14 protein-coding genes and 1 riboswitch are annotated in these 17,765 nt (G+C 68.7%); of the genes, 5 read left to right on the forward strand and 9 right to left on the reverse strand.

Annotated elements, in window-relative coordinates; genetic code table 11:
* Positions 1-85 precede the first annotated feature (85 nt).
* A complete protein-coding gene (locus IG75_RS0103250) occupies positions 86-2,371 on the forward strand; it encodes a heavy metal translocating P-type ATPase (RefSeq protein ID WP_051714369.1) in 2,286 nt (761 codons plus the stop codon).
* Here the strand turns inward: IG75_RS0103250 and IG75_RS0103255 are convergent.
* The 7 genes from IG75_RS0103255 to IG75_RS0103295 form a co-directional block, all read right to left on the reverse strand.
* On the reverse strand, positions 2,360-4,309 hold the full coding sequence (locus tag IG75_RS0103255) for a cytochrome c oxidase assembly protein (protein WP_030519631.1): 1,950 nt from the start codon (positions 4,307-4,309) through the stop codon (positions 2,360-2,362). The two genes, IG75_RS0103250 and IG75_RS0103255, sit on opposite strands and share 12 nt — an antisense overlap.
* A 160-nt stretch (positions 4,310-4,469) precedes the next feature.
* Positions 4,470-5,480 carry an ABC transporter substrate-binding protein gene (locus IG75_RS0103260; protein ID WP_030519632.1) on the reverse strand — a complete coding sequence of 337 codons (1,011 nt, stop codon included), beginning with the start codon at positions 5,478-5,480 and terminating at the stop codon, positions 4,470-4,472.
* Positions 5,481-6,251, reverse strand: coding sequence for an ABC transporter ATP-binding protein (locus IG75_RS0103265; protein WP_030519633.1), 771 nt, complete (start codon positions 6,249-6,251; stop codon positions 5,481-5,483).
* Positions 6,251-7,303 carry a FecCD family ABC transporter permease gene (locus tag IG75_RS0103270; protein WP_030519634.1) on the reverse strand — a complete coding sequence of 351 codons (1,053 nt, stop codon included), beginning with the start codon at positions 7,301-7,303 and terminating at the stop codon, positions 6,251-6,253. Before IG75_RS0103270 ends, IG75_RS0103265 begins: the two co-directional genes overlap by 1 nt.
* Positions 7,304-7,411: 108 nt before the next feature.
* Positions 7,412-7,623, reverse strand: a riboswitch (cobalamin riboswitch).
* A gap of 204 nt (positions 7,624-7,827) precedes the next feature.
* Entirely contained in the window at positions 7,828-7,965 is a 138-nt protein-coding gene (locus tag IG75_RS38895; protein ID WP_174561157.1) for a hypothetical protein, read from the reverse strand.
* 304 nt (positions 7,966-8,269) lie between these two features.
* Positions 8,270-9,466, reverse strand: coding sequence for a lipase family protein (locus IG75_RS0103285; protein WP_030519635.1), 1,197 nt, complete (start codon positions 9,464-9,466; stop codon positions 8,270-8,272).
* Between the two features lie 411 nt (positions 9,467-9,877).
* Positions 9,878-10,813 carry a helix-turn-helix domain-containing protein gene (locus IG75_RS0103295; protein WP_051714165.1) on the reverse strand — a complete coding sequence of 312 codons (936 nt, stop codon included), beginning with the start codon at positions 10,811-10,813 and terminating at the stop codon, positions 9,878-9,880.
* Between the two features lie 222 nt (positions 10,814-11,035).
* Here IG75_RS0103295 and IG75_RS0103300 point away from each other — a divergent pair, with 222 nt between their 5' ends.
* Together IG75_RS0103300 and hsaA are read left to right on the forward strand one after the other, a co-directional pair.
* Positions 11,036-11,929: an IclR family transcriptional regulator gene (locus IG75_RS0103300; RefSeq protein WP_030519637.1), complete on the forward strand. Its 894-nt coding sequence runs from the start codon at positions 11,036-11,038 to the stop codon at positions 11,927-11,929.
* A gap of 132 nt (positions 11,930-12,061) precedes the next feature.
* A complete protein-coding gene (hsaA, locus tag IG75_RS0103305) occupies positions 12,062-13,228 on the forward strand; it encodes a 3-hydroxy-9,10-secoandrosta-1,3,5(10)-triene-9,17-dione monooxygenase oxygenase subunit (protein ID WP_030519638.1) in 1,167 nt (388 codons plus the stop codon).
* Positions 13,229-13,270: 42 nt separating this feature from the next.
* Here the strand turns inward: hsaA and IG75_RS0103310 are convergent, their stop codons facing one another.
* The gene (locus tag IG75_RS0103310) at positions 13,271-14,056 is read right to left on the reverse strand and encodes an SDR family NAD(P)-dependent oxidoreductase (RefSeq protein ID WP_373863722.1); all 786 of its coding nucleotides are present in this window, start codon (positions 14,054-14,056) and stop codon (positions 13,271-13,273) included.
* Positions 14,057-14,505: 449 nt separating this feature from the next.
* Here IG75_RS0103310 and IG75_RS0103315 point away from each other — a divergent pair, with 449 nt between their 5' ends.
* Both IG75_RS0103315 and IG75_RS0103320 read left to right on the forward strand, forming a co-directional pair.
* Complete coding sequence (locus tag IG75_RS0103315) at positions 14,506-15,174, forward strand: MspA family porin (protein ID WP_373863721.1); 669 nt, start codon at positions 14,506-14,508, stop codon at positions 15,172-15,174.
* 63 nt (positions 15,175-15,237) lie between these two features.
* Entirely contained in the window at positions 15,238-15,894 is a 657-nt protein-coding gene (locus IG75_RS0103320; RefSeq protein ID WP_030519641.1) for an MspA family porin, read from the forward strand.
* A gap of 131 nt (positions 15,895-16,025) precedes the next feature.
* Here IG75_RS0103320 and IG75_RS0103325 read toward each other — a convergent pair whose 3' ends face one another.
* The gene (locus tag IG75_RS0103325; RefSeq protein WP_030519642.1) at positions 16,026-17,480 is read right to left on the reverse strand and encodes an MFS transporter; all 1,455 of its coding nucleotides are present in this window, start codon (positions 17,478-17,480) and stop codon (positions 16,026-16,028) included.
* Between the last annotated feature and the right edge of the window lie 285 nt (positions 17,481-17,765).

Genomic DNA, 17,765 nt, shown 5'->3' on the forward strand with positions numbered 1-17,765 from the left:
CGTCATCCGACTGCTCGATCGTGCCGAACCCATCGATCATCCGTCCGTTGCCCGGTCCGTGCCGCCCCTGTGGAACGGCGCGGTGATGCCGGCCCCATCGGATACCCTCGCGCCCGAACACAGCGGCCGGATCCGCCTCACCGTCGGCGGGATGAGCTGCGCGGCCTGCGCCGCCCGGGTGGAGCGCCGGCTCAACAAGATCGACGGTGTCACCGCGGCCGTCAACTACGCGACCGGTACGGCGACCGTCGATGCCGACCCGGTGATCACCCCGGCCCGGCTGTGCGAAGCGGTCGTCGCCGCCGGGTACTCCGCCGAGCCGACCCCGCCGGAGCGTCCCGCCTTCGCCGGAACGGGCGCCGAGGATGCGGAGGTGACGGATCTGCGCCGGCGCTTGTTCGTCGCGCTGCTGGCTTTTTTCCCGCTGGCCGATCTCTCGGTGATGTTCGCATTCATTCCGAGCGCCCGTTTCGACGGATGGCAGCTGCTGCTCACCGTACTGGCGCTCCCGGTGGTGCTGTGGGCGGCCGCACCGTTCCACCGGCGCGCATTCGCCAACGCCCGGCACCGCACGGCGAGCATGGACACACTCGTCTCCGTGGGTGTGCTCACCGCGACCCTGTGGTCGCTGCACACCATGTACCTGAGTCCCGCCCGCACCGAAACCCCGGACGGTGTCTGGGCGGCGATCTGGTCCAGCGATTCGATCTATCTCGAGGTGGCCGCGGGTATCACCACCTTCGTCCTGGCGGGCCGCTACTTCGAGGCCAAGGCCAAACGCGCCGCCGGTGGCGCGTTGCGGGCGCTGGCCGCACTGGCGGCCCACGAGGTCACCGTCCTCACCCGGGATGGACGTGAGATCACCGTGCCGGTCTCCGAATTGAGCACGGGCCAGCGGTTTCTCGTCCGGCCCGGGGAGACGGTCGCCGCCGACGGCACGGTGATCGGCGGGGCCACCAGCCTCGATGCCGGTGCGATGACCGGCGAATCGATACCGGTCGAGATCGCCGCCGGCGACCGGGTGACCGGCGGCACCGTATCGCTGACCGGGCGCATTGTCGTGGAGGCGACGGCGGTGGGCCCGGATACCGCACTGTCGGCGATGATCCGCCTGGTGGACGAGGCGCAGCAGGGCAAGGCGCGGATGCAGCGCGTCGCGGACCAGGTCTCCGCGGTGTTCGTCCCGTTCGTCTTCGTGACCGCCGCCGCCACCTTCGCGTTGTGGCTGCTGCTCGGCCACGGAGCCGATACGGCGGGCGCGGCGGCGATCGCGGTGCTGGTGGTGGCCTGCCCGTGCGCACTCGGCCTGGCCATCCCGACAGCCCTGATGGTGGCCTCGGGCCGCGGCGCCCGGTCGGGCATCTTCATCAAGGGCCACCGGGCGCTCGAAGCGACCCGGGATGTGGATGTGGTCGTCTTCGACAAGACCGGGACCGTCACCAACGGTTCGATGCGGGTGGTCGGGGTCACCGCCGCGGGAATCGACGAGGCGGCGGCATTGCGGCTGGCCGGTGCGGTGGAAGCGGCGTCGGAGCATGCCGTCGCGGCGGCGGTGACGCAGGCCGCGCGGCGGGCGGGGGAACTCCCGGATACCGACGCCTTCGCGGCGCTTCCCGGCCTCGGGGCCCGGGGGCGCGTCGAGGGCCGGGAGGTTCTCGTCGGGCGTCCTCGGCTGATGGCCGAGTTCGGCTGTGTGGCGCCGCCGACGCTGGCCGCCGACCTCGACCGGCACACCCGGGCCGGGCGCACGGCGGTGTTCGTCGCCGTGGACGAGACCGTCGTGGCGGTGATCGCGGTCGCCGACACGGTCAAGGAGTCGGCGACCGCCGCCGTCGCCCGGCTGCACCGGTTGGGCCTGCGGACCGTCATGCTGACCGGAGACAACGCCTTCGCCGCCCAGGCCGTCGCCGACGAGGTGGGCGTCGGTGCGGTGTTCGCCGAGCTGCTACCACAGGACAAGGTGACCCGGATCGCGCAGTTGCGGGCGGCCGGGCACCGGGTGGCCATGGTCGGTGACGGTATCAACGACGGCGCCGCCCTGGCCACGGCGGACCTCGGACTGGCGATCGGCACCGGCGCCGATGTCGCCCTCGCGGCCGCCGACGTGATCCTGGTGCGGCCCGACCTGCATACGGTGCCCGACGCCATCGAACTGGCGCACGCCACCCTGCGCACCATCCGGGCGAATCTGGTGTGGGCGTTCGGCTACAACGTCGTCGCGATCCCGATCGCCGCGCTGGGCTGGCTCAACCCGCTGATCGCCGGGGCGGCGATGGCCTTCTCCTCGTTCTTCGTGGTCACCAACAGCTTGCGGTTGCGCCGGCACCGGCCGAGTACGAACGGGCACCGGGCCGCCGAGTCAGCTGCGTGAGCGCGCCAGCTCCGCCAGCATCGCGTTGTAGGCCTCGAGATCGGAATCGCCGTACGTCTCGTCCTTCCGGTCGGTACGTACGGCGGTCCGCCGGTCCTGGGCGACCCACTGGCTCAGCAGGGCACCGACCACGATCAGTACCGGGACCTCCCCGGCCACCCAGGCGATACCGCCGCCCGCGTGCTGATCCGCCGACAGATCGATACCCCACGGCAATTGCAGGTTCGTGTAGAACCGCCCGCCGATGACCGACGCGGTCGACATCACGACCACACCGAAGAACGCGTGGAACGGCATGATCGCGAACAACATGCCCAGCCGCCCCAGATGTGGGAGCCGGCGCGGACCGGGGTCGATACCGATGATGGCCCAATAGAACAGATAGCCGACGATCAGGAAGTGCACGTTCATCAGCACGTGCCCCCAGTGATAGCTGATCAGATCCTCGAACAGCGAGGTGAAGTACAGCCCGTACAGCGTCACCACGAACACGGGAATGGAGAAGCCGGGATGCGCCAGCACAGCGCTCGCCCGGGAATGCAGCACCTCGAGCAACCCCTCTCGCAGCCCGCGTAATTCGCCCCGGCCCGTCGCCGGTACCACCCGCAGCAGCAGCGTCAGCGGCGCGCCCAGTACCAGCAGCACCGGGACGACCATGTTCAACGCCATATGGGTGATCATGTGCAGGCTGAACATCGCGTACCCGTACGCGCCGATACCCGACGAGGTCGCCACGAGCAGGCTCAGGCAACCCAGGACCCACGAGAAGGTGCGCCGCGCCGACCAGGTGTCGCCCCGGCGACGTAACCGCACGACACCCACCGCGTAGAGCGCGATCCCGGCCAGCGCCGCACCGCCGAGGACGATATCGAACCGCCAGAAGGTGAGCAGCTGCCACGCGGTCGGCGGAGCCACGATATCGAAGCCGATGAACGCTTCGTGCGCGCTGAACCGGCGTCCCGCGAACGCCGGCGCCGGCCGCACTCCCGCGGCGGCCGGCAACGCCACCGCCAGCAGTGCCGCGGCTCCGGCCATCGTGAACAGCGTCGCGGCACGCGCCCGCATCCGGCCGGCCTGCCATACGAACGCGGCGGCGAGACCGACACAGACCGCCGCGCCGAGTACGAGGCGCCCATAACCGGTGGCCGCCAACGGTTCCGGCGGCAGCAGCAAAGCGATCAGCAGTCCGCCGGTGAGCGCGGTGACCGCCAGGCATACACCGGTGAGCATCCGGACCCGCCGGATCACCGTGTCACAGTGCGCGCCGTTGCGTCGCAGATGCGCTGCGGCGCAGCACAGCAAGCCACAGCACACCGAGAGAGCCGGCTGGAACAGCAACACCGCCCCGGTCGCGTAGTCGTGGCCGGGCCCTTCGCCGGCATTGCCCACGACCACCGGCGGCAGTATTCCGATCGCGGCGAACAACAGCGCCGTCGCCGCGCCGAGCCAGGACAGGGACAGCCGGGCGATCAGCGCGACCCCGGCGGCGAGGAGCGCGACCACCACCCATGCCTTGGGCTTCTCGCTCGCCTCCAGCAGCGGGCCCAGGGTGCCGTCGCGCAACAACGCCACAGTCGTGGAACCCCCGATATCCGCCGCGGTGACCGGGACCAGGGCGACCGCCGCCACCGCCCATACCGTGGCGGCGCGTTCGACGACCCGGAGTCCTGCGTACCCGTCCACACCGACCCGGCCGCGGCCGGTGGTCTCGGTGCAGCACACGGTGTACACCAGCGCGCCCAGCGCGACCGCACCGGCCACCATGGCGAACGCCCGCAGCACGGTGTAGCAGATCGCCTGGGCGAGGCCCGGGAAAGCGGTGCCCGCCGCGGCGTAGGGCATGTCTCCGGCCGATATCGCGGCACCGGCCACCGCGGCCACCGAAAGCGCCGCCGTACCGACCCACACTGCCCGCGCCGCGCTCATCCCGATGCTCATCCTGCCTCTCCGCGGTCCACCGGGCGTCCGGCCCGTTCGCTGCCGATCGGTAGTCGGATGGATCAGGCCGGCGGTTCCGCGACCGGCACAGATGTGGTGCGGCTCTCGTTCGCGTCGGCTGCGGCGAACGCAGGGGGCGGGCGCGGTGCCACCCGAGGATTCAGTAGCCCTTGGAACGGAGGAAGTCGGCGACCGTGACCACCGCCCGGGGGTTGCGCGGGCTTTCGACGAGCGCGGCGTAGGGCAGGGCGATGATGTTGTTCCGGCGGACGGCTGTGGTTCCGGCCATGAGCGGTTGGGCGCGCAGCTGATCGATCTTCGCCTGTACCGAGTTCTGCGGCCCCGCACCGTAGTCGACGATCACGATCGCCTGCGGATCCCGCTGTGCCGCCGCCTCCCACGAGGTCGTGGTCCACGAGTCGTTCAGGTCGTCGAAGATATTCGTACCGCCTGCTTTCCGAATGATCTGCGACGGTGCGGCGGTGCGGCCCGAGGTGAACGGTTCCGGTGTCGCGCTGTCGAACAGGAACACCCGGGCCGGCTCCTTTCCGGCCGGCGCACCGTCCGCCGCCCCCGCGACCTGGTCGCGGTACTGCGTGACCAGGTCGTCGGCCTTCGCACGCACGTCGAAGATCTCGCCGAGGTTGACGAGGTCGGCGTAGAGGGCGTCCAGCGGTTCCATCACCCCGCGGCGCGTGGTGCCCGGCTGCCGGCAGGCCTCGGTCAACTGGTACGGCACCGCCCCGATCGAGCGCACCCAGTCCGGGGTGAGGCCGGTGGATTCCTTGAAGCCGTAGTTCCAGCCGGCGAAGACGAAATCGGGGGCGGCCGCTTGCACGACCTCGCGGGTGAAGGCATCACCCAGCGGTGGTACGCGCTCGAACTCGGCCCGCCACGGTGAAGTGGCGATATCGCGTTCCTTGCCGGGGTAGCTGGTGTAACCCACCAGTCGATCGGCCAGGCCGAGGGCGAGCATCATCTCGGTGATGCCGGTGTCGTTGGTGACCACCCGCTTCGGTACACCGTCGACGGTGAGCGGCGCGCCACAATTGGTCACCGTCACGGATCGGCCGGTCGCGCTCGTCGGAGCCTCTTGGATTTCGGCGCCGCACGCGGTCGTGAGTGCCAGGCAGGCGACGGCGATCGCCGGGAGCAGCCGGAATGATCTCATCTAGCGTTCCTTTTCGTCGAAGATGATCTGCGGGACGCCGAGCCGGGGATGGGTGACGATATGGGCGCCGATCGAGAACCAGCGCGTGATCACCTCCGTGGTGATCACCTCGTGCGGACGGCCCGAACACACGAGCCGGCCCGTGTGCAGGACGAAGATCCGGTCGCAGTGCTGGGCGGCCAGATTGAGGTCGTGCAGTGCCGCGATCACTGTGATACCCAGCGCCCGTGCCGCGGACAGCACGCTGTACTGGTGGTGGACGTCGAGGTGGTTGGTCGGTTCGTCCAGGACGAGCACCCGTGGTTGCTGGGCCAGCGCCCGCGCGATCAGGACGCGCTGGCGCTCCCCGCCGGACAGCGAGAGGAAACCGCGCGCGGCGAGATGACCGATATCGGCCGATACCATTGCCGCCGAGCAGATCTCCCGGTCACGCCGATGTGTGCCGCGCAGCAGTGGGGTATGCGGCAGGCGTCCGGTGGCGACGACCTCGGCGGCGGTGAAATCGAACGGGGTGCTCGAATCCTGGGTCAGCGCGGCGACCTGACGCGCGTTCTCCCGCATGCTGATCGCGGAGACATCCCGTCCGTCGACCAGGACGCGTCCGGCTGCCGGCGACAGTGCGCGGTAGAGACACCGCAGCAGAGTCGATTTACCGCTACCGTTCGGCCCCACGACGCCGATGAATTCGCCCGGCCCGGCAGCCAGGGTCACCGTCCGGACCACCGCCGTGCCGTCGATCTCGACTGTGACATCCTCGTAGTCGACGCGCATCAGTCCCGTTCCACCAGGGCGCCGCGGCGGCGCATCAACAGGACGAATACCGGTACTCCCACCGCGGCGGTGATCGCGCCCAGGGGGAGTTCCTGCGGGGGTATGAGGGTTCGCGCCACCAGGTCCGCGGTCACCAGGAACACCGCGCCCAGTAGCGGTGTCACGACGGTGAGTCGCCGGTGGCCGGCCCCCACCAGCAATCTGGCGACGTGCGGAACCACGAGGCCGACGAAGCCGATCGCACCGCAGACCGCGACGAAACACCCCGTCATCGCGGCGGATACCACGAACATGAGCAGCCGGAATCGGGAGGCGTTCAGCCCGAGCGCGGCACCGACCTCGTCGCCCATCGCCAGCGCGTCGAGGTGCCGCGCATACGCGGCGATCACCGCCAGACCGGTCGCGGCCACCGCGGCGACCAGGGGAACCATCTGCCAGGTCGCGCCGGCCAGACTACCGAGCAGCCAGAACATCACCGAACGGGCGGCGTCCCCGTGCGGGGCCAGGAACACCAGCACCGTTGTCGCCGCCGAGAAGCCGTAGCCGACGGCGGTACCGGTCAGCACCAGCCGCAGCGGTACCAGCCCGGCGGCCGAGCGCGCCATGAGATAGACGAGCAGGGTGGCGGCGAGTGCCCCGGCGAAGGCCGCCGTCGAAAGGGCATAGACGCCGAGCGCACCGAAGACACCGAAGAGGACGACCGCGGTGGCGCCTACCGACGCACCCGAGGAGATACCCAGGACGTATGGGTCGGCGAGCGCATTGCGGACCATCGCCTGGACCACCAGTCCGACCCCGCCCAGTCCGGCCCCGACCAGGGCCGCCAGGAGCACGCGCGGTAGGCGCGACTCGACGACGATCCGATAGTTGGCGACATCTGCGGCGACCACCGTGCCCCCGGTCGGCTCGGCCCACAGGAACCACACTGTGTCGCGCCAGGGGATATGAGCCGCACCCAGCGCCAGAGCGAGCACGGAGACCACCGCGAGTGCCACGATCAAAGCGCCGACCAGTGCGGTGACGGGCAGTCGCCGCCCGCCGACAGTTCTCATCGCCCGGCTCTACGCGCACCGCCCCGAATTGGATGCGCACAGGCAGGCGAAAACCACATGACCCATATCTCGTCAACCGCTCCCTCGGAGTCGACAGGAGACCGCGCCGTCGGCACGGTCACGCGGGCAGGTCTTCGGACTCGTGGACCCGACGCCGGACGGCGTCACCTACTGACGGTCGCTTCCCGGGCTGCGAGCCCAGTGCCGATGACCGCGGTCGTTTCCACTTACCGCTGCGGGGCAGCTCCGGATTCCCACCGGATTCCCTCTTACGAACCGCCTGTTGTGGACAGGCGGTAACCAACGCCCGCTCACAGTAGCATTCGGGCCGTCGACGGGATGTCGGCGTATCGAATACCGCCGGACGGGTCGGGCGGCCGGTGGTTGTCTCCGTCCCCCGGCTGCGGGGCGTGGTTCCCGGGTCATCGAGCGGGCGCGACAGCGCTGGTGGGTGGCCGCACTGTTGTGGGACGCAGGGCGGCGGTGGCTCGCTAACGGAAGGTCGGCAGGGCTCGGGCCGGCAGTCAGGCGACCCGGGGCAGTTCCGGTAGGGGGTGGGAGATCAGCCGTTGTGCGCTGCGCTTGTTCATTCCGAACATGCGCAGCACGCGGTAGGTCATCTCGTCGGAAAGGGCCGTCGTGGTCCGGGCAGGGCCGCTCATCGGCACCGAATCTTATGCCGGTATTACCGATGTCGGCCTCGAACGCCCTATCGGGTATGTCGTCACAGTGACGTAAATGAGCGCCGTGGAGGGTTGTCGGTTGGGGGGAATGCCCTTTCGGGTCCTCGGCCCGCTGCGGTCCTCGGTCGCGCTGGTCAGGGGCCGCCGAATTCGCCGGTGTTCATCCTGCCCGCCGGGTCGAACAGCCGCCGATTCGCGGTGTTCTCCGTGCACACGGCCTCGGATGTATGTATACGTCGGCGACTCTGCCGATTTCTATCGGAGAGTGCGGAGATCGCCGCGCTCATCGGGCCGCGCAGGTATCGGTGGCGGGTTCTCCCGAAAGCGCCGCGGCCACGAATCGCTGTGCGTCGGCCAGTGAGCCGGGGACGGTTGCCCGGTGGTCCTGGCCGTCGTAGATCCGGTAGTCGACCGTTGCCCCCTTGCCGCAGAGGGTGTCGACGAGCGTGTCCGTGCTCGGCCGGGTGACCAGCGTGTCCGTGCTGCCCTGGGCGATCATCACCGGCACCGCGGGCACAGTGCCGGACGGGTCCTGTTCTTCCAGGTACCGGGTCAGGGTGCCGAAGTCGGCATCGGGTTCGAAGATCTCGGTGGCCGGGATCGGCGGAACTTCGCGGATCTGCGCCACGCAACCGGTTTGCGCCGCGTGCAGCATCGGCTGTGCGGCCGGTGTGAACAGCTTACCGGGGTCGATCGCCGGTTGGACGACGTGCGCGCCCAGCACGATGAGCGGTAGGAACGCCGCGGCGGCTTCGGCGCCGGGCCGGCCGGAGTCGACGAACTCGACCATTCGGCTGAGGCCGATCCCGCCCGGCGCGATGGCGACGGCGCCTTTCAGTGCAAGCTCCGGCTGCCGGGCCGCAGCGTACTGGGCGGTGAACAACGCTGCCTGGCCGCCCTGGCTGTGTCCGGCGGCGACCCAGTCCGTGCCGATCGAATGATTGAGCGAGCGGGCCGCTTGCACGATATCGGTCACCGTGTTCGCTTCGCCGAGCCCGTTGATGTAGGGATGCCCGCCGGGTGTGCCCAGGCCCTGGTAGTCGGTTTGGACCACGGCGTATCCACGCTGGATCCAGGTGTCGAGAACCTGGGTCACCGGACCGAGATAATCGTGGGCGGGACCGGTGGCGGTGTCCCGTGAAGGCGCGCAGGCATCGGCATACCCCGTCGTTCCGTGCGCCCAGCTGATCACTGGCCATCCGGTGGCGGGTGGGGCCGATCGTGGTACGGCGACGGTGCCCGATACGACGATCGGCCGCCCGTGCGCGTCGTGGGAAGTGTAGGCGATCAGATCTGTTCGCGCGGCACTCGGTAGCGCCGCGACGGTGGTCAGTGGCCGGGCGCCGAGAAGTTTTCCCCCGGGGACCGGAGGGACGGCCGGGGCGACGCCGACTCCGCCACCGGCGACGGTGATCAGGACCGCGCCGACGGTTGCGACGGCTGCCGCGTACAGGCGACGGGCCGAGCGGTGAATGAGCATGATTGACCTCCGCAACCGGAATTCCTGATGAGATGAGCGCCGGTCCGCGGCCCGTGCTCATCGGTGAGCGAGTCGTTTACCGGGAGCGCCGAGTGGTGATCGGCGGATTCGGACGTGTCCGGTTCGGGCGGTGTGCCGCGCCGAATTCCCTGTCCGGCCGCTGGTCCGGGTAGCTGCTGTCCGGCGAATCGCACCTGCGGCGACGAGTGAAATCGTTCAACGTACAACCACACTTCCCAGGACCGTCGATCGGTCGAATATTCGACCGATCCGGTAGATTGTGTCGGCGGTCACGGTACATCCGGTCGAGCGCATCGGTCAACCCCAGCCCGTCGAACCCGGCCCGGCTACCTTCGGTATCGGTCCGGCGATCCTCCGGTCTGCGGGGGAGCGACGATGCGGTAGTGGGCTCTACCGGTGAGGGTTGCGGCCACCGAGTTCGGTCGTGAGTGTGTCCGCCGCGGCCTTCAGGGCGGACCCGCGTTCGGCTATCTCGGCTACCGTGAGATCGGTCTGCAGGTTGATGGCCAGCAGTAACGCTTGGTCGCCCGACTCGTCGAAGGTGGGTGCCGCGATGACCCCGACGCGATGGGTCGAATCCACACCGCCGGCCTGCAACTCGTCGTGCAGCAGGACGCGCCGTCGCCCCATGCCTGCCAGCAGTTCGGTGATCAGGCCGCGCAGGTCGGGCGAAAGATCCCGGGCGGTGGTGCTTCCCAATATCCGGTAGACCCGTTCGAGCGTGGGCGACAACCGTTCGACGAGGTATCCGACGGTGCGGCATTCGACCGCCATACGCCGCAGATCACCCAGATCGATTCCGGCCATCCACGTATGCTCTTCCCGCACTTGCTGTTCGAGAGCTTCGTCGGATTGCCACAGCAGGTACATCAGGGCGGTCGGCAAGGCCACCGGAACGATCTGTCCCACCTCGACGGGGGGACGCGCTCCCGGCGGTGCCGCGACCTCGAGCACCATGAATTCGTCGCCCACTCGACTCGAGGCGACGCACATGGCGTCGAACCGGCGGCTGAGCGACGCCAGTTGCTCGGACACCGCCGGATCCGGCGCGACATCGCGTTGCGCCGCCCGGCCCGCGGTGACCATTGCCGGGCCCAGTCGATAGGTCTTCGTGTCGGGGTCGCACCGGAGGTAGCCGCGGTCGGTGAGTTCGGTGAGAATCCCCAGGCAGGTCGGCTTGCTGATCGCGCAGCGCCGCGCCACCTCGGACAGGCCCGGTTGCGCGCCGCGGTGCCGCACCAGGAACTCCATGATGTCGAGCACGCGTGCGGTCGGCGGCGAGGCGCTCTCACCGCGCTGCACCGCATCCACCGAACGATCAGCCATCGATCAACCCTAAGCGAGCCGCCGGGGCGCGGCGTCTACGGTATGCGCTCACGCGCCCTCGGGTCCGTCGATATCCGCTGCCGCGACCGGGGGTGGGGTAGCGGTTGCGCTGACCTGGTGCGTCGGGTGAATCTTTCCGGTGACCCGGGTCACTGTTATAATTAGAATTCATTTCAGTTTTGTTGCCTGCTCAACGCAGCGGCCGGGTTGGTTGGAGGCTCGATGGCGGTCGTTGATACGGGTTCGGTGTCTCCGATCCAGAATCCGCGGCGTGAGCTGCCGCCGTCGATGGTGGAACGTATGACGCTGATCCTCGACGCGTTCGACGGCCCCGCGGTGCGCTTGCCACTCGAAGAAGTCGTGTCCCGGACCCTGCTACCACGCTCGACCGTGCACCGGATCCTCGATCAACTCGTCCGCTCCCATTGGGTCGAACACGCTTCGGTCGGATACCGGCTGGGCCGGCGGGCACTCGGACTCGGTGGCGGCGACGGCGGCCATGCCCAGATCCGCGCTGCCGCCGCGCCGCTGCTGCACGAGCTGCATCTGCGTACCGCGATGGTGGTACATCTCGCGGTGCTTGACGGTGGGGAAACCGTCTGCCTGGACAAGGTCGGCGGCCGGTTCGCCGCATCTCTCCCGTCCCGAGTGGGTGGCCGTGGCCCGGCCTACTCGACCGCGGGTGGCAAAGCGATGCTGGCGTGGATGGACCCGGAGAACGTCGACGCGCTGTATCAGCGCCGGCTGAATCGGTGCACCGAACGCACCATTGCCGATCTGGTGACCCTGCACCAGGAACTCGATCGCATCCGTCAGCGCCGCGGCGTGGCGTACGAACGCGGTGAATCGGTGCGCGGTGTCGCGTGTGTCGGTGTGGCAGTCCGCGGGGTCGACGGTCCCGTGGCCGGCATCTCGCTGTGCGGTGACGCCCGCACCGCGCAGCTCGAGCGGGTCGCCCCCCTGGTCGCCCGGGCGGCCCGGGAGGTCGCGCGGACCCTGTATCCCGAATCCGGTGTGCCGCGCCGCGGCCATGAGGCCGTGCCCCAACCGGAAACCAGATGGTCGGCCGAGGCGCTCGACCGCTTGCTGGCGGTGCAATCCGGACAGTGGCTCTAGGAGCCGGCCTCTTCGCGGAGAGGGCGGCCGGGCGGACCTGCCGGGTCCCGCTGGGCGAGACCTCGCCGGGCATCCAGGCGAACACCTCCGCATACGATCGCCGCGACCGGCCGAATCCTCAGGAGTTCCCCGATGACCGATCATGTCCGGCACGCGGTGCGCGAGCTGCTCCCGGTGTTCGCCGCGCGGGCGCGCCAGGTCGACGAATCGGGACACGTCCCCCGCCGGACCATCGATGAATTGCGGAGCGCGGGTGTGCTGGCGATGTTGCAGCCCGGACGATACGGCGGGGCCGAGGGCGATCCGGTCGAGTTCTACCGGATCGTGCGCGAAATCTCGGGAGTGTGTGGTTCCACCGGGTGGCTGACGGCGGTGCTGGGGGTGCATCTGTGGCATCTCGCGCTGTTCGACCAGCGTGCCCAGGACGAGGTCTGGGCTGCCGACAGCTCGGTGCTGGTGTCCTCGGCGTACGCGCCGACCGGGCAGTTGGTCCCAGTGGACGGCGGATACGAGCTGACCGGTCACTGGAAGTTCTCGTCCGGTTGTGACCACCCTTCGTGGGCTTTGCTCGGGGGGCTGCTCTTCGGGGCCGCGGGCCGGCCGGTCGACTTCATGACCGCGCTGGTTCCGGGGGCGGACTACAGCATTCACGACGTCTGGGACGTGGTGGGGATGCGCGGTACAGCGAGCAATGGGATCACGGTCGACAGAGCGTTCGTCCCGGAGCACCGGGTCGTGCGCAACTACGAGACCGCGCAACTGCGCGGACCGGGACAGAAGGTCAACACGGGCCCGCTCTATCGGCTGCCGTTCGCCACGATCTTCACCTATGCCGTCACGGTCCCGATCGTCGGTATCGTCGCCGGCTGTTACGAATCGTATCTGGGCGAGATGCGCGAACGAGTGCGGCTCAGCCTCGGCGGTGGCCGTTTCGCCGAAGACCCGTTCGCCCAGGTGGCTGTGGCACGGGCCGCGTCGGAGGTCGATGCGGCCACCCTCCAGCTGGAGCGCAACCTCGGCGACCTGTGGGACCTGGCCCGGGCCGGTGCGGAGCTGCCCACCTGGATGCGCCTGCGGTCGCGCCGCGATCAGGTGCGGGCCGGCGAACGCAGTCTGGAGGCGATCGATCTGCTGTTCAAGACGGCCGGGGGTAACTCACTGAGCCGCGGGAACCCGATCGAGCGGGCCTGGCGGGACGCGCACGCCGGCAGTGCGCACGTCGCCAACGAGCCCGAACGCGCTCTCGCCCTGTACGGCCGGGGTGCGCTGGGGCTGCCGGTGGAAGACAACCTCGTCTGACCCCTGTCCGCGCTATGGGCCGCGCGGGACCGGACGCCCGGGTCAGCGCAGCTGGATCATGCCACCGTCGGCCATCATGGTCTGTCCGGTCATGTACCGGGACTCTTCGGATGCCAGGAATACGACGATCGGGGCGATATCGGTTTCGGGGTCCCCGATTCGCGCCAGCGGTACTTTCGATACGGCCGCGGCGGCCTGCTCCGGATGTTGTGCCGCCCAGGCGTTCACCCCTTCGGTAGCGGCGAACGGGCAGACCACGTTCACCCGGATACCGTCGGGTGCCCATTCGTTGGCCGCGACCCGGCTCACGCCGCGGATCGCCTCCTTGGCCGCCACATACGAGGTCTGTCGGGGCATCCCGTCGAGCCCCGACCCGGAAGCGAAGTTGACGACCACACCTTTCGACTTCTTCAACTCTTCGTAGCAGGCCTGCATGAGATGCACAGTCGGGAAGAAACCGGTGCGCATCGACAGGTCGAACATGTCGGCTGTGGTGTCCACCAGCAGGGCTTGCCGGGAGGCGTGCGCATTGTTGACCAGGATGTCGACAGCACCGAAAGCCGAGACCGCGGCATCGCGGATCGCGGCCGCGGCAGTCGGCTGCGAGATATCGATGGGCAGGAACCGCGACCGCGCGCCGAGTTCGGCCTCGAGCGCGACACCGCGTTCCCTATCGATATCGACGAAGAGGACATTCGCTCCCTGCCGGACGAACACGGTGGTGATCGCACGGCCGATCCCGCCGGCTCCGCCGGTGACGATGGCGACCTTGTTCTGCAGTTTCACAGCGCTCCTGTAATAGACGGTGTCGGGAACCGACCGGCTCATATTCGCTGTCGAGTACTGGCTTCCGGCGCTGTGGTCCCGATGGCCGGGACCGCAGCGCCGACGGTGGCGGGCGGTTACGGAGTGCGCGACGGTGGTAGCACCTATCTCGGCGCACAGCCATCGTCGCCGTCGGCGTCGAGTGCCACCCGCCGGTGCACCGGTCCTGCTCTCGATGAGTGAGATGCGGCAGGAATGGGACGCCGACTACGTACACCCTGTGACGGCGGGCACAGAAAGGCCCGGCCCGTCCGGCTCTACGCGCCACTCGAGTCCGCGGATCGTCGAGTGCGAGCCGTGCCCGCCCCCTGGAACAAGACAGTGGTCGCCACCGGCGGACCACGCCGGCCGCCCTTTCGGCGCCGACCCGCCGGGCAGGCATCGTCCGATGCCGGTAGGTCCGCTTTCGATCGAGATGAGGGACACCCATGAAAACAACAGTTCCGAACCGTGTGCCTACTGCGGGTCTGCGCAGCGGGATACGCCGCGGCGGTATCGGCGCGGTATGCGCGGTTGTCGCCGGCCTGATGGTCAGCGGGGCCGCCCATGCCGACACCTTCGTGCCGCTTCCGGACGGCCGGGAGTTCGCGCCGGGAGCGACGGTCACCCGCACCGGTGAACACGCTGTCGTATCTCCTTCGATGGCCGCCAACGGCGCCGGCCGGGTGGTGTGGGTCTCGGGCACCGTGACCGCCGATGTCACCGACACTCCCACCGTCGAGCGTCCCGGTCCTTACTCCACCCCGGCGGATTGGCCCGGTACCAACAATTCGTCGACCCACTCCGCCTCCCAGGTGAATACCGGTTACCTGGTCGGCTGCCAGGTCAGTATCGGCGATCGTGCGGTCACCGCCGGGCTCGCCGGGAATCTCGGCATCAACGGTGGCGGGTTGAGCGGTTCCGTCGGTGTACAACTCGGTCCGGGCGAGGTCGAATTCGTGCAGGTCGGATTCAAGGACATCCTCCGGCCAGGGGTCTACCACCTCGGGTACCGGGACTTCGAAATCGAGATCCAGGGCTGCGGTGGCTATGCCCAGGCCCGGTCCTACACGGTGATCGAGATCATCGGCGACCACTATTCGAAAACCACGCTGTACGGAGCTCCGTTCAGCATCGGCTGAGCCGGAACGGCCGCCACAGTCCTCAGTCGAACCGGAAAACGTGCCCGGAGAGGTATTCCGAAAATGATCGATCACAAGAAATTCGCCCGCACCGCATTCGTCGCCTGCGCAGCCCTCGGGTTGATGCACGCCGATATCGCCGGTGCCGATACCTTCGTTCCGTTGCCGGGCGGTGCGGTCACCGAAACACTCGGTGACGGTACCGAAGTGAGGATACGGATCGTCGGTGAATCGGCCACGATCAGCCCGTCCATGGGCGCCACGCCACTACACCGCAATGCCTGGGTCTCCGCCACCGCCGAGGTCGAGTTGTCGGCACCGGCTCGTGCGGTGAAGATCGAACCCGGCTACATCGTGGGCTGCCAGGTGGATATCGCCGGCGGTGGCGCAAACAGTGGTGCGAACTACAGCTCCGACTGGGCCGGGCGCAACCCCTCGGCCGGCGCGAGCCTCGGCGGCAATCTGAGTCTCGGGCCCGGCCGAGCGGCGAAGTTCTATCTCCTCGATCTCGAAGGACCCGATGCCTTCGGATCCGAATCGCATCGTCCGTTCAGCCGCACCACCGGAACCCGCGGCAGCGTCACCTGGCGTAACAGCACAATCGGTCTCTCCGGCTGTGCGGGTTACGCCCAGGCCCGGGTGTTCACCGAGGTGGAGGTGGAGACGGCGACCGCCAAACAGGTCGTCACCGTCTGGGGGCTGCCGTTCGGCCTCGGCTGACCTCCCAAAATCGCCAGTGACCTTCCCGCCGACGAGGTGGGAAGGTCACTGGCGCTTCGGCCCGGAGTCGGCGCGCCGGCGGCCCGGGACCGAGCCGGTGTAGCGCAGCCCCGGGTGCAACGCCGGATCGATTATGTCCCGGTCGGGGTCGTGTAGACGGTGCCGCGTCGGATCAGCAGTGAAAGGGCGACGGTGAGCACCGTGCCGACGAGCATGATCGTCACGACGGCGTCGAGACCACCTGCGGTATTGACCCCCGCGACGGCGGTCGCCGCGAGCACCGCACCGGCGATCGAGGTACCGATGCCCTGCCCGGCGGTGCGAACGACGGCATTCAGCCCCGCGATTTCACTGGTGTTCTCCACCGCCACGGTCTCGACGATGAGGTTCTGCAGGGCGGTGTACGCGAACGACGCACCGACGGAGACACACACCAGCACAACGAACATCCCGATCATCGAATGGTGGGATACGTAGGTGAGGACGCAACCCGCCGCATAGATCAGGCCACCGATCAGCAGCGATATCCGGGAGCCCACGGTACGGGTGAGCCGCCCGCTGAGCGGGGTGAAGGCGAAACCGAACATCGCGCCGGCGAAGGTCAGCAGGCCGGCGTCGGAGGGGGACATACCGATGCCGAACGGTCCGTCCTGCGGAGACTGCAGGATCAGTGCGTTGATCATATTGCCGATACCGAAGGGGCCCGCCGCCAGCGTCACGGTGGCCAGCATCGTCAACGCGAGGTGGCGATCGGTGAGTATCCGGACATCGACGATCGGATCCACCACCCGGAGTTCCCAGCGCACCCACAGCAGAAGGACGACAAGACCGCCCAGAATAAGGCCGAGGGTTTTGCCATCGGTCCAGCCCCAGGCGCTGACCTTGTTGATACCCAGCAGGATTGCCGCGATAGCCGGTGCGAAGGCGAGGGCGCCCAGATAGTCGATCTGCTGTGTCGTTCCGGTGGGGGGCCGCCAGGGCAGCACGAACAGCACCAGTGCGAGCATTGCCGCGGCGTACACCGCCGCGACGACGAAGATCATATGCCAGCTGGCGTAGTCGATCATCAGGCCGGCTATATAGGCCGCCGCGGCGCCCGCGGCGATCGCGGTGCCGGAGATGACGGCCACGGCGACGGGAATCTTCGCCTTCGGCAGGTGTTCGCGGGCCAGCCCGACACACAGAGGGAGGATGGCGCCGGCCAAACCCTGGACGGCGCGGCCGAGGATGATGGCGCCGATACTGTCGCCGAGCGCGCTGATCAGGGAACCGGCCACAGTGGCGGCGAGGATGACCACGAGAACCCGCTCGCGGCCGTACATATCACCGATACGGCCACAGACGGCCGCCGCGGCCGCCGCTACCAGAAGGAATGCGGTGACCGTCCAGCCGACCGTACCGGCATCACTGTCGAAATCCCGGATGAGTGTCGGGATCGCGGCGAAAACCATCGACGATTCGAATGCGCTGATGATCTCGACCAGTACCAGAATGGTGATGATCGTCCCCGCGGAACGTTTTCTGGCGAAGCGTCCGGAGGTGGGGGCCGGATCGACCGGAGCCACCGGATCAGGGAATGTCGTCATGGAATTCCTCCAGAGAGCCTTCGTGAAACGGAGAGAGCATCCGCCACGTCGGCACAGGCTAGAGTGACGCACAGCACAGCAGGGGTGTGGTCTCGTTGTGCGGGAGTCGTCGGACGGCCGGTTGATCAGCGGTGATGGTGATGCTTGCGGCCGGTGCCACCGGCTCGCCGAATAGGCGGGTGGCCCTGGGTTTCCGAGGCCCGTCGGCGCGGCCGGGCCGGTGATCGGCGAGGAAGTCACTCGCTACGCGGGCTCGTCGCGGCGCGTGACTTCCTCGCCCTGCGC

The organism is Nocardia rhamnosiphila NBRC 108938 (genome assembly GCF_000720425.1).
In the GTDB taxonomy this organism is placed as follows: domain Bacteria; phylum Actinomycetota; class Actinomycetes; order Mycobacteriales; family Mycobacteriaceae; genus Nocardia; species Nocardia rhamnosiphila.